The following is a 12,360-nucleotide window of genomic DNA, read 5'->3' as shown; positions in this document are numbered from 1 at the left end:
TCAGAGCGCCTTTCCGAAGGTCCCGTGCGGCGACACCTTGACGGCGGGGGGCGCCTGACCGGACCACTCGGCCTCGCGGATCGCCCGGAGCGCGGCCTTGCGCTGCTCGCGGTCGAGCCGGTCGATGAAGAGGATGCCGTCGAGGTGGTCGGTCTCGTGCTGGATGCACCGGGCGAGCAGCTCGGTGCCCTCGATCGTCACCGGGTCGCCGTACATGTTGAAGCCCTTGGCCACGACCCCGAAGGCGCGCTTGGTGTCGTACGCCAGCCCCGGCAGCGACAGGCACCCCTCGGGGCCGTCCTGCTCGTCGTCGGACAGGTCCAGGTCCGGGTTGACCAGATGCCCGATCTCGCCGTCCACGAAGTAGGTGAAGACCCGCAGCGACACCCCGATCTGCGGAGCCGCCAGCCCCGCCCCGGGCGCGTCCGTCATCGTGTCCGTCAGGTCCTTGACCAGGACCCGAAGCTCCTTGTCGAAGACCGTCACCGGGTCCGCCGCGGTACGCAACACCGGATCACCGAAAAGGCGGATCGGCTGAACTGCCACAGAAGAACTCCCGTTCGACCGGAGACGGAGGACACGACCAAGGGGCGGCACCCCCTCAACCCGCCCAGTCTACCGACGCCCCACCCCCCTCCCCGGCCGAGACAACCTCCCGGCCAACCGCCGCCCCGCACATACGGGCTCGGCGGTCCGGCTGGGTTCAGCCGATGTCGAGGGGATCCATGCGGACCCAGACGGTCTCGGCGGGGCCTCTGGACATCCACAGCGCTTGGGCGGATTTGAGCGCCGCGGCGAGTTCCGCGCCTCGGCCGGGGGCGACGCGGATGAGAAGGCGTTCGCGGCGTTCCTCGGGCGGCGGCTCGGGGGCCTGCCGGCCCGGGGTCCACAGGCCGGGGGCGTCGGACGCGGGGGCCGGGGGGCGATCTATGGCCGCGCGGGCCGCGGCGGACTTGGTACGTGCCCGGGAGGTACGGGTGTTCGCCGGTGCCTGCGGGCTCCTCGGCGGCGGGGCCGGGACCGGGCCGAGGGTCTCGGCGCCCTCGGGCAGGCGTACCAGGCGCATCAGCTCGGCGACGGCCGTGGGCGACCCGGTGACCGAGGCCATGCGCGAGACGGGCGGCAGGCCCAACTCGGCGCGTTCGGCGAGTTCGGTGCGGGCGTAGCCCTGGGGGTCCCAGCGTACGAGGGCCTGCACCGCGCGCAGGGTCGGCTCCGCGATGATCACGACCGCGCCGCCCTCCGACGCCGGGCGGACCAGGGACGCGGCGCCCAGCCAGCGGCGCAGGGCTTCCTCGCCGGCGCGCAGGTCGGGCCGGTTGAGCAGGAGCCAGCCGTCGAGGAGGAGGGCGGCGGCATATCCGCCCGCCGCGACCGGTTCCGCGCCGGGGGTCGCGACGACGAGTGCGGGGACGTCCGGCACCGTCGCCAGCACCGCGTCCCGCCCCGACGTGCGCACCGGCACGCGCGGGAACGCCCGGCCGAGTTCTTCGGCGGTACGGCGCGCACCCACCACGTTCGCCCGCAACTTGGCCCCGCCGCACTCCGCACACCGCCAGCCGACCTCGTGCCGCCCGCACCACGAGCACACCAACGCCCCTTCGGAGCTGGTGAGTTCGAGTGGTCCCACACACGCGGTGCAGCGGGCGGACGCCCGACAGCGCAGGCACGCGGCGTGCGGCACGTACCCGCGCCGCGGCACCTGCACCAGCACGGGCCCGGACTCCAGTGCTCGGCGGGCGACGTCCCAGGCCATCGTCGGCAGGCGTGCGACGCGCGCGGCGTCGTCCCGGGCGAGGTCGAAGTCGCCGACCGTGCGCAGCAGGGGCGCCGCCTCGCGTACGCGCGCCCGGTCGGCCTCGACCGGCTGCGCCCATCCGGAGCGCACCAGCTGCGCGGCGTCGACCGAGGTCGTCAGCCCGCCGACGAGGAACGCCGCCTGCTCGCGCAGCGCACGCATCACCAGCACCTCGCGCACGTGGGGCTGCGGCGCGTGCAGTTCCGAGTGCGCGGTGTCGCCGTCGTCCCACAGGGCGACCAGCCCCAGGTCGGCGACCGGCGCGAACATCGCCGCGCGCGTGCCGACGACGGCCTTGACCGTCCCCCGGCTGACGCCAAGCCAGCGGCGGTAGCGCTCTTCCGGACCCACCTCGGCGGTGAGCGCGATGTGGTGCCCCCGCCCGAGCAACTGCTCCATGGCCTCGTCGACGCGCGCGACGGCCTTGCCGTCCGGCAGCACGACGATCCCGCCGCGCCCGGACGCGAGCACCGCGGCCAGCAGCAGCGCGATCTCCCCCGGCCAGGTCGGGCCGGGCAGCGCGGTCCAGACGGTACGCGGCGACTCCCCGGTCGCCAGCGCCTCCAGCAGCCGCGGCCCGTCGGCGTACCGCGCCCAGCTGCCTGGCTCGGGGCGGCCGGGTGCGGGCAGCGGATCGGTGGCGGGCTCGGTCTCGACGCGCGCGTGTCGGGGCGGCAGCGCGAGCGAGAGGACGTCGGCCAGGGTGCCCGCATAGCGGTCGGCGACCGCGCGGGCGAGGTCCAACATGCGGGCGGGCAGCACCGGTTCCGGCGACAGCACACGCTCGATGCGGGCCAACGGCCCGGAGTAGTCGCTCGCCGCGAGCCGGTCGACGACGATTCCGTCGATCAGGCCGCCACCGCGGCGCCGGTCTCCCGCGGCGTGGCCGCCGAAGCGTACGCGCACCCGCACGCCCGGCTGGGCGGTCTCCGCCATGGTCTCCGGCACGGCGTAGTCGAAGTACTGGTCGAGGTGGGACAGCGCCTTGTCGACGACGACGCGGGCGACCGGCAGTTCGGCGGCGAGGGCCGGGGGCTTGCGCGGTTTGGCGGACTTGGCGGCCTTGCGCGCGGCGGCGACGGCGATCTCCAACTGCTCGGCGGGAGCAGTGGAGTCGTCGTCCGGCCGGTCCCCCGCGCAGTGCTCACCCACCCGGGCATCTTCCCAGATCAGGGCGACAGAGCCGGGGCAGGCCACGCCCCGGAGCACCCCGCGCCGGCGCGGGTGGTCAGGAGCCGGGCCCGCTGTGCCGCCGTACGCACAGCTCCGCCGCACCGAGCAGCGCAGCGGGCGGGCCGAACACCCAGATCGGCCAGAAGTAGACCGGCTGCTCGGTGACCAGGACCAGCAGCCAGATGGCGACGTTGACCGCGGTCACCGCGAGCACCGCGGTCCACAGGCCGCGCAGGACGCTCCGTGCGCTCACCCCGCGCCGACGCTCCTCGCGTTCCTCGCGCGCCTGCCGGGCCCGCGCCGGGACGGGAACAGGGACGGCGACAGGGACCGGCGGCGGAACGGGCGGTTCCGCGCGCGTGGGTCTCGGGGACGGCGGGGCCACCGGCTGCACCGCCGCGGACCGCTGCCAGGCCGCGCGCAGCACCTCGACGTCGTACTCCAGGTGCTCGGGCGGCGGCAGGTCCTTGAGCAGCTGGGCCAGTTCCCCCAGGGTCACCGCGGAGTACGCGGCACCGATGCGGTCGGTGTACTCGTCCAGCGTCAGGCGACCCTGGTCGTGATGTGTCCGCAGGAGTTCGACCGCCGCTTCGCGGTCGACGTCGGAAGCCCGCATGGCCGGTTGCCTCAGCATGACTCCGAGGCTAGGCACGCCGATCGGGTGTGCCCATGGGGCTAGCCCCACTTTTCGGGGCGTCTTCCGGTCTCTTCCTGGACTGCCCGCGGCCCGCTCCCGGCCCCTCTCCCGGGCTCGCCGCCCGAGTCGGCGGGGCCGCGCGGGCGTCACCCCAGCAGGTCGCGCAGGCCGACGAGGTATCGCTCGGGGGTGAGGTCGCCGGTCACGTGGAACTGCACGACGTACCCCTGCATGAGGGACAGCAGGGTGTGCGCGACCGCGCGGCGGTCGGCGTCGGGCGGCAGGTGCCCGGCACCGACGAACCCGTCCGCGACCTCGGCCAGCTCGTCCAGCATCTCGCGGTTGAGGGCGGCGATGACCTCGCGCAGCGCCGGGTCGCCGAGCGACTCGCCCCACGCGTGGATCATGAGGCGGCCGGTGCCGTCCGGGTCGCGGAACGCGCCGAGGTCGTCGATGAGCCGGGCCAGCGTGTCGGCCGGGGAGAGGTCGCGGCCGCTGTCGAGCAGTGCCCGCACCGAGGCGCGGACCTGGCCGACCGCCCCGGCGGCGATGTCCGCGATCAATTCGTCCTTGCCGGCGAAGTACCGGTAGACGGCTCCGGCCGACAGCCCGGACTCCGCGAACACGTCCTGCATCGACGTGCGGTGGAAGCCGTTCCGGGCGAAGCAGCGCCGGGCCGCCTCCACAATCTGGCGGCGACGGGCATCGAGATGGGCCTGCGCGACTTTGGGCATGCCAGAATAATAAAACGAGCGTTCTTCTTTTTGCGGCCCGACATCGCCACGGAGTTCGCGCCGCGTCGTCGTCCGACCCGTTCGGCCATGTTCGAACCGCTTGATCCGTTCGATCCGTTCGACCCATCCGACCGGCAGGGAGTGTCCATGTCCTCGGCTAGTACGCCGCACGCCGAACCCGAAGCCGCCGCGCACCGCGCGCACGCCGGCCCGGTGAACCTTCCCCCGCGCCGGATCGCCGCGCTGGTCGCGGGCGCCCTGGTGGTGATCCAGGCCGGGATGCTGGTGCTGTTCGCGTGGCCCAACGCCCGGCTGCACCCGCGCGACGTGCCGATCTCCGTGTCCGGGCCGCCGCCCGCCGTCGCGCAGATCGTCGAGGGGCTGCGCCGCGCGGACCCCGGAGCGTTCAAGGTGCACGTCGCCGAGGACGAAGCGGCCGCCCGCGACCGGGTGTTGGACCGCAAGGACTACGGTGCGCTCGTGGTCGGCCCGGAGGGGCCTCGCGTCCTGGTCGCGTCCGGAGCGAGTGTGCCGGTCGCGCAACTGCTCGAACAGGTCGCGGCGGGAGCGAACGGAGGCCGGCCGGTCCCGGTCGACGACCTGGTGCCGCCCGCGTCGGGCGACCCGCGCGGCACGGGCCTCAACTCGGGCATGCTGCCGCTGGTCCTCACCGGGATGTTCAGCGGCATCCTGCTGACCCTGCTGGTCTCGCAAGTACGGTGGCGGGTCGTGGCCGCGGCGGCGTTCTCCCTGGTGGGCGGGGTGTGCGCGACAGGGCTGATGCAGGGCTGGGTGGAGGCGATCCGCGGGCCGTTCGCGCTCAACGCGGCGGTCCTCGCCGCGATGATGTTCGCGATCGGGGTGACCATCATCGGCTTCGCGGCGGTGTTCGGACGCCCCGGCATGGCGGTCGGCGCGGTCCTGATGTTCCTGGTCGGCAATCCGCTGTCCGGGGTCGCCGCGGGCCCGCAGATGCTGCCGCAACCCTGGGGAGCCTTCGGACAGTTCCTCCCGCCGGGCGCCGGCGGTAGCCTGCTGCGGTCCACCGCGTTCTTCGACGGGCACGGCGCGGCGCGTCCACTGGCCGTACTGCTCGGGTGGATGGTCCTGGCCGCCGGACTCATCGCCGCGGCGGCCCTGCTCGACCGGCGTACCCGTCCCGCCGCCAGTCCCTGACGGCCCGCCAGAAGACGGCCACGTGACCCGACATCATCGCAGCGACGCAGCGCACCCCGTGTGCACCGACGAGGCCGACGTGCTGGGGGCCGCCGTACGCCGGCCCCCGCTGGGACGCGGCCGCCAGTCCGAGGCCGAACGCAACGACTTCCTCGTACTAGCCGCCGCCCGCGACGTGTTCACCACGCGCGGTGCCCAGGCGACCGTCGCCGCGGTGGCGCACCGCGCGGGCGTCGGCGTCGGCACCCTCTACCGCCGGTACGGCAGCAAGACCGAGCTGATCCAGACCCTCTGCCGCCTGACGATGGAGCAGATGATCGCCGAGGCGGAGGCGGCGCTCGCCGACGACGCGGATCCCTGGGGGGCGTTCGCGCGGTTCGTGCAGCGCTGCATCCGGCTCCGCGCCGGTGCGGTGTCCATCGTCGCCGGGACCATTCCGGTGACCCCGGACATGATCGAGACGAGTGACCGGGCGAGCACCCTGCTCCAGGCGGTCGTGGACCGCGCCCGGGTGGGCGGCGGGCTGCGCGGCGACGTCTCGCTCGTCGACATCCAGCGCCTCATCGAGTTGTTCGGCCGCTATCCGGGTTCGTTCCCCCTGGACGGCGACCATCCCGCCGAGCTGCTCGCCGAGGAACTCCACGCTCGGGAGCGGCTGGTGGCCCTGGCTCTGGACGGGCTGCGGGCACCGGCCGGCTCGCTCCCGGGCCCGGCCCCGACCTGGGCGGACTACCAGCGCCGCTGGATCGGCGCGTTCGCCCCGCCACCGTCGGCCGAGGCCGAGGCCGGGTCCGAGCTCCGCTCCAGATCCGAGTCCGCGCCCGGGCCCGCGCACGAAGCCGCGCACGAAGCAAGGTACGAAGCGGCGGACGAACTCCCGCCGGAGTGACCGCCGTCCCCGCACGCCAGACCGGCGCCTCAGGCCGAACGGTCCCCCGCGGCGCCCGCGCCCGCCGCCGCGGGGCTGTTCAGGCTCGGGTGGTTCTCCAGCATCGCCTGGAGGAAGCGCCGCATCCGCGGAGACGGGTCCAAGCCCAGGTCGGCGCTCAAGGTGCGCCGCAGGCGCTGGTACGCCTCCACGGCGTGCGCCTGCCTGCCGGACCGGTACAGCGCGAGCATCAACTGCGCCCGCACGTTCTCGTTGGTCGGATGGCGGGTCGCCAACGCGCTCAGTTCACCGATCAGTTCGTGGTGCCGGGCGAGCCGGAGATCCGCCTCGATCCGGGTCTCCTGAACGCTGAGCCGGTACTCCTCCAGCATCGCCGCATGCGCCCGCAACACGGGCCCGGCCTGGACGCCGGTGAGCGCCCGACCCTCCCACATGTCCAAGGCGCGGGCGAGCAGCGCCGAGCCGCGCGCGTCGTCGCCGTCCGCGAGCGCGTCGCGGGCCTTGCGTACCCCCTCGTCGAAGAGGTGCAGGTCGAGACTGCCGTCCGGCACCGAGAAGCGGTACCCGCGCTCGGCCGTCGCAAGTACCTGCTTGGCCGCGCGCATCGTGCCGATCTCGGGTACGCCGCACAGCACGCGTCTGAGATGCAGCACGTATGTCTGCAACGTGGACAGCGCGCTGTCCGGCGGTTGGTCGTCCCACAGCTCCTTGATGCAAACGCCAACCGGGATCACCTGGTTCGCGTTCAGCAGGAGCAGCGCGAGCAATTGTCTCTGCTTCGGCGCCTTGGGGACCGTCGGCGCGCCCACGCCGGTCATGCGCAGCGGGCCGAGGATCGCGAATCGCATCTGTCACGCCTCCGGGTTCCGGGGTCGTCCTCGACGGATGCTAGTCGGAGCAGTCTGTTCCGATAAGGCACTCCATGTAAACGATTGGTGACCTTGCGACAACCGGAACGACGGCTGCCGCGCCGCGGGTTCGCGTCTCGACCCGGCCCGCTCCGCCTCGCGCCGACTCGTACCGCGCCGTGCGCCGGCCGTTCGCCCCGCGCCCTTGTCGGGCTCCAGTGAGGCTCCAGACGTGCCCCGAACGCTGGTGCAGTCGTCTCGAACACACCATCGGATCAAGGGGCATCACGATGAATCAGCTCACGCTCGGGGGGTTCACCGACATCCTGCGCCGCGCCGCCGGCGAGGAGGAGGACGTCGACCTCGAAGGGGACATCGTCGAGGTCGCGTTCGCGGACCTGGGCTACGACTCGCTCGCACTGCTGGAGGTCGCGGCCATCGTGGAACGCGAGTTCGGGATCGCGATCGCCGACGAGGCCGTGCAGGAGGCCAGGACACCAGGGATGTTCATCGGCCTCGTGAACGGGCTGCTGGAGCAACCGGCATGAGCACGAGTGTCGCCGCGATCGCCGACCCGACGGCGCCGCCCCGATGGCTCGCCTGCCGGGGATGCGGCTCGCTGGTGTACGCGAAGCGGTTCGCGACCGCCCACCGGGTATGTCCCGACTGCGGCCACCACCATCCCCTGACCGCGGACGAGCGCATCGGCCAACTCTTCGACGCCGCAAGCGTGTCGCGGGTCGGTGGCGCCGCGTACACCGCTGACCCGCTCGGGTTCACCGACTCCAGACCGTACCCCGAACGGGTGGCTCAGGCCCGGGCCGCGACCGGGCTCGACGAAGCCGTCGTGTGCGTACGCGGGACGATCGAGGGCAGACCCGTCGTCGCCGCGGTCATGGACTTCCGCTTCATGGGCGGCAGCCTCGGCGGCGCGGTCGGCGAACTGGTCGCCGAGGCCGCCGAATCCGCGCTGCACGACCGCGTACCGCTGCTGCTCGTGTGCGCGTCGGGCGGAGCCCGCATGCAAGAGGGCATCGTCGCGCTCATGCAGATGGCCAAGACCAGCGGCGCCCTGGCCCGGCTGGACGCTGCGGGCGTCCTGACCGTGTCGCTGGTCACCGACCCCACGTTCGGCGGGGTGGCCGCGTCCTACGCCACGTTGTGCGACGTCATCGTCACCGAGCCCGGCGCCCGACTCGGGTTCGCCGGCCCCCGGGTGATCGCCCAGACGATCCGCCAGGAACTGCCGCCGGGCTTCCAGCGGGCGGAATTCCTGCTGGCACACGGGATCGTGGACGTCGTCGCCAAACGCGCGGAACTGCGCTCGGTACTGGCCAAGTTGCTGACCGCCGCGGCCCCACCGGAGCCGTCGGCCGCCGACGCCCTGAAGCCAGGCCCGCCGGACCCGCTCGTCCGTGATCCGGAGCTCCTGCCGCCACGCGACCCCTGGGCGACGGTCCGCGCCGCCCGAGCGATCGAACGACCCGGCACCCTTTCCTACTTCGCGCACCTCCTCGACGACTTCCAGGAGCTGCGCGGCGACCGTGCGCACGGCGACTGCCCGGCAATCGTCGGCGGCACCGCCCGGTTCGCCGGACGCACGGTCGTCGCCATCGGCCACGAGAAGGGCGAGAGCCTGGCCGAACTGGCGACGCGCAACTACGGCATGGCCACGCCGGCCGGCTACCGCAAGGCGATGCGCCTGATGCGGCTGGCCGCGAAGCTGCGGGCGCCCGTACTGACGTTCGTCGACACGCCGGGCGCATACCCGGGCATCGAGGCCGAGGAGCAGGGCCAGTGCGTCGCCATCGCCGAGAGCATCCGCCTCATGGCCGCGCTCCCGGTGCCGATCGTCAGCGTGGTCACCGGCGAGGGCGGCAGCGGCGGCGCCCTCGCGCTCGCCGTCGCCGACCGCGTGGTGATGCTCGCGGACGCGGTGTACTCGGTCATCAGTCCCGAGGGCTGCGCCGCGATCCTGTGGGACGACCCGGCGCGCGCCGCCGACGCGGCCGCCGCCCTTCGCCTCGACGCACGTGAACTCCTGGCACTCGGCGCGGTCGACGGCGTAGTCCCGGTTCCCGAAGGCGGACCGCAGGCCGACCCCGCGCGGATGGCGGCCGACCTCGCCGCCGTCGTCGGCGCCGCGCTCGACGCGCTCGTACCGCTCGGCGGCGAGCGTCTGATGGCCGAACGCCTCGCCAAATTCCGCGCGTTCGGTGCGCCCACCGGCGCCCCGAGCACGACCGCGGACACGACGGCGGACACGCCCTCGGACACATCCCCGGAAAGGTCCCCGGACGCACCCGTGGGCGCGCCCCCGCATCCGACCGCAGAGGAGCAGGACCAGTGACCCTCGCCCCGGAACAGCCCGTCCACGACCTCGCCCCCGACACCGCCGCCGAACTGATCGATCTGGTGGGCGCGGTGCGTGAGCACGCGACCCGCCTGATCGTCGACCTGAGCACGGCACCGTCCGCCGTGCGCGTACGGGCCGGCGACGTCCTCGTCGAACTGGAGTGGCAGTCCGCCGCACCCGTCGCACCCGACCACCCCGCGCCGACCGCCCCCTCCTCCACCCCCGCGACGGCGAACGCTCCCGCCGGTCCCGTGCCGCCCGACACCCGCGCCGCCGGGCCCCCCGGCGAACGCACCATCGCCGCACCCAGCGTGGGCACCTTCTACCGCTCCCCCGAACCCGGCGCGCCGCCCTTCGTCGCGGAAGGCGACCTGGTCGCCCCCGGCCGCCAGGTCGGCATCGTCGAGGTGATGAAGCTGATGATCCCGGTGCACGCGGACCGGGCCGGGCGTATCGCACGGTTCCTCGTCGACGACAACGAGCCCGTCGAGTACGGCCAGCCGCTCGTCGCGCTGGACGCCGCCGCGGAATGAGGGACGCATGTTCTCCACCGTGTTGATCGCGAACCGGGGCGAGATCGCCCTGCGCGTCGCGCGTACCTGCAAGGAACTCGACCTGCGCGTGGTCGCCGTGCATTCGACGGAGGACCGCGACTCCGCGGTCGTCCGGTTCGCCGACGAGGCCGTGCAGATCGGCCCGGCGGCCGCCCGGCACAGCTACCTCAGCGTGCCCGCGATCGTCGAGGCGGCGCTGCGCACCGGCGCGGACGCGGTCCATCCCGGCTACGGGTTCCTCTCCGAGGACCCGGTCCTCGCCGAGGAGTGCGCGGCCAACGGCATCGTGTTCATCGGGCCGCCGCCCGGGGTCATCGAGCGCTTCGGCGACAAGACCGCCGCCCGGGCGCTGATGCACGAGGCCGGGCTGCCGCTGCTGCCGGGCAGTCTGCACGCGCTCGGTACGGCGGACGAGGCCCTCGCGGTGGCCGACTCGATCGGGTACCCGGTCATCATCAAGGCCGCCGCGGGGGGCGGCGGGCGCGGCCTGCGGGTGGTGCCGGAGCCGGCCGCGTTCGCCCGCGCGTACCAGGAGACGCGGGCACAGGCGCAGACCCTGTTCGGCGACGGACGCGTGTACGTGGAGCGCTACTTGGGTTCGGCGCGGCACGTCGAGATCCAGATCCTGTGCGACGCGTACGGCAACGGCGTACATCTCGGCGAGCGCGACTGCTCGGTGCAGCGGCGCCACCAGAAGCTCGTCGAGGAGGCCCCCGCCCCCGCGCTGCCCGACGGACTGGCCGAGCGCATGGGCGAGTCCGCCGTCCGCGGCGCGCTCGCGGCCGGGTACGTCGGCGCCGGCACCTTCGAGTTCCTGGTCGCGCCCGACGGCTCGTTCTCGTTCATGGAGGTGAACTGCCGTATCCAGGTGGAGCATCCGGTCACCGAGATGGTCACCGGCATCGACCTGGTGCGCGAGCAGATCCGGGTCGCCGCCGGAGCCCGGCTGGCGTTCACGCAGGACGACGTCGCGGTGCGCGGCGTCGCGATCGAGTGCCGGCTCAACGCCGAGGACCCGCGGCGGGACTTCGCGCCCGCGCCCGGCGTGCTGACCCGGTTCGAGCCGCCGGGCGGTCCGTTCGTACGCGTCGACACACACGGCTACCCCGGCTACCGGGTGCCCGCGGTGTACGACTCCCTCCTCGCCAAGCTGATCGTCTGGGCGCCGGACCGCCCCGCGGCCATCGCCCGCATGCAGCGCGCGCTCGACGAGTTCCACATCACGGGGCCGGGCGTGCACACCACGGCCGCGTTCCTGCGCGAGGTGATCGACCATCCGCTGTTCCGGCACGCCAAGCACGACACCGCCTTCGTGGCGCAGTTCCTGGCGGCCGATCCCCACGACCCGGGAGGTTCCGTATGAGCACCGCTCCGTCCTCGCCCGCATCCGCCCGCGCCCCGCGCACCGCACTGGTGACGGGCGCGACCAGCGGCATCGGTCTGTCCGTCGCCCAGGCGCTCGGGGCGGCCGGCGACCGCGTGTTCATCTCCGCGCGCGACGCCGACAACGTCGAGCGCACCGTCAAGGACCTCGGCGACGCCGGCGTCGAGGCCGCCGGATCGGCGTGCGACGTACGCGACGGCGCGTCGGTCCGGGACATGGTGGCCGCCGCGGTGGACCGGTTCGGGCCGGTCGACATCCTGGTCAACAACGCCGGCCGCAGCGGTGGCGGGGTGACCGCCGAACTCCCGGACGAGCTGTGGTTCGACGTCATCGACACCAACCTCCACAGCGTCTTCCGGGTCACCCGCGAGGTGCTGACCGGCGGCGGACTGCGCGAGCGTGCCTGGGGGCGCGTCATCAGCATCGCCTCCACGGGCGGCAAGCAGGGCGTGGTGCTCGCCGCGCCGTACTCGGCCTCCAAACACGGCGTGGTCGGCTTCACGAAGGCGCTGGGCCTCGAACTCGCCCGCACCGGCATCACCGTCAACGCGGTGTGCCCGGGGTTCGTCGAGACGCCGATGGCCGCGAAGGTGCGGCAGGGCTACGCGGCGGCCTGGGACACCACCGAAGAGGACGTGCTCGCCCGCTTCGAGGCCAAGATTCCGCTCGGCCGCTACACGGCACCCGAGGAGGTCGCCGCGATGGTGGCGTACCTGGCCTCGGACGCCGCGGCCGCGGTGACCGCCCAGGCGATCAACGTCTGCGGCGGCCTGGGCAACTACTGAGCCGGACCCGCCAACGGCATCGGGCC

At 73.7% G+C, this 12,360-nt stretch carries 12 protein-coding genes; 7 read left to right on the top strand and 5 right to left on the bottom strand.

Features of this window, described 5'->3' with window-relative positions; translation table 11 throughout:
• From def to ACWD12_RS27010, 4 genes are all read right to left on the bottom strand, one after another.
• A complete protein-coding gene (gene def / locus ACWD12_RS27025; protein WP_450101711.1) occupies positions 1-546 on the bottom strand; it encodes a peptide deformylase in 546 nt (181 codons plus the stop codon).
• A gap of 157 nt (positions 547-703) precedes the next feature.
• Positions 704-2,950, bottom strand: a complete 2,247-nt coding sequence (locus ACWD12_RS27020) for a primosomal protein N' (RefSeq protein WP_450101710.1) — start codon at positions 2,948-2,950, stop codon at positions 704-706.
• A 76-nt stretch (positions 2,951-3,026) separates the two neighbouring features.
• The gene (locus tag ACWD12_RS27015) at positions 3,027-3,605 is read right to left on the bottom strand and encodes a DUF1707 SHOCT-like domain-containing protein (RefSeq protein ID WP_450101709.1); all 579 of its coding nucleotides are present in this window, start codon (positions 3,603-3,605) and stop codon (positions 3,027-3,029) included.
• 149 nt (positions 3,606-3,754) lie between these two features.
• Positions 3,755-4,342 carry a TetR/AcrR family transcriptional regulator gene (locus ACWD12_RS27010; protein ID WP_450101708.1) on the bottom strand — a complete coding sequence of 196 codons (588 nt, stop codon included), beginning with the start codon at positions 4,340-4,342 and terminating at the stop codon, positions 3,755-3,757.
• A gap of 147 nt (positions 4,343-4,489) precedes the next feature.
• Between ACWD12_RS27010 and ACWD12_RS27005 the strand changes: the two genes are divergently transcribed.
• Together ACWD12_RS27005 and ACWD12_RS27000 are read left to right on the top strand one after the other, a co-directional pair.
• A complete protein-coding gene (locus ACWD12_RS27005; RefSeq protein WP_450101707.1) occupies positions 4,490-5,518 on the top strand; it encodes an ABC transporter permease in 1,029 nt (342 codons plus the stop codon).
• A 22-nt stretch (positions 5,519-5,540) separates the two neighbouring features.
• The gene (locus ACWD12_RS27000; protein WP_450101706.1) at positions 5,541-6,407 is read left to right on the top strand and encodes a TetR/AcrR family transcriptional regulator; all 867 of its coding nucleotides are present in this window, start codon (positions 5,541-5,543) and stop codon (positions 6,405-6,407) included.
• A gap of 29 nt (positions 6,408-6,436) precedes the next feature.
• Here the strand turns inward: ACWD12_RS27000 and ACWD12_RS26995 are convergent, their stop codons facing one another.
• Entirely contained in the window at positions 6,437-7,255 is an 819-nt protein-coding gene (locus ACWD12_RS26995; protein WP_450101705.1) for an AfsR/SARP family transcriptional regulator, read from the bottom strand.
• Positions 7,256-7,545: 290 nt separating this feature from the next.
• Between ACWD12_RS26995 and ACWD12_RS26990 the strand changes: the two genes are divergently transcribed.
• The 5 genes from ACWD12_RS26990 to ACWD12_RS26970 are packed head-to-tail and all read left to right on the top strand — an operon-like array spanning position 7,546 to position 12,334.
• The gene (locus ACWD12_RS26990) at positions 7,546-7,803 is read left to right on the top strand and encodes an acyl carrier protein (RefSeq protein ID WP_358360068.1); all 258 of its coding nucleotides are present in this window, start codon (positions 7,546-7,548) and stop codon (positions 7,801-7,803) included.
• Positions 7,800-9,605 (top strand): acetyl-CoA carboxylase, carboxyltransferase subunit beta, encoded by a 1,806-nt coding sequence (gene accD, locus ACWD12_RS26985; protein WP_450101704.1) that lies wholly within the window; start codon positions 7,800-7,802, stop codon positions 9,603-9,605. Before ACWD12_RS26990 ends, accD begins: the two co-directional genes overlap by 4 nt.
• Entirely contained in the window at positions 9,602-10,144 is a 543-nt protein-coding gene (locus ACWD12_RS26980; protein ID WP_450101703.1) for an acetyl-CoA carboxylase, read from the top strand. The genes accD and ACWD12_RS26980 overlap by 4 nt, the downstream gene beginning before the upstream one ends.
• Before the next feature lie 7 nt (positions 10,145-10,151).
• Positions 10,152-11,528 carry an acetyl-CoA carboxylase biotin carboxylase subunit gene (locus tag ACWD12_RS26975; RefSeq protein ID WP_450101702.1) on the top strand — a complete coding sequence of 459 codons (1,377 nt, stop codon included), beginning with the start codon at positions 10,152-10,154 and terminating at the stop codon, positions 11,526-11,528.
• Positions 11,525-12,334, top strand: a complete 810-nt coding sequence (locus tag ACWD12_RS26970) for an SDR family NAD(P)-dependent oxidoreductase (RefSeq protein WP_450101701.1) — start codon at positions 11,525-11,527, stop codon at positions 12,332-12,334. The genes ACWD12_RS26975 and ACWD12_RS26970 overlap by 4 nt, the downstream gene beginning before the upstream one ends.
• Positions 12,335-12,360: the final 26 nt, after the last annotated feature.

The organism is Streptodolium elevatio (genome assembly GCF_053592165.1).
Note: the sequence above shows the minus strand (reverse complement) of the source record. Positions and strands in the feature narration are given on the sequence as shown.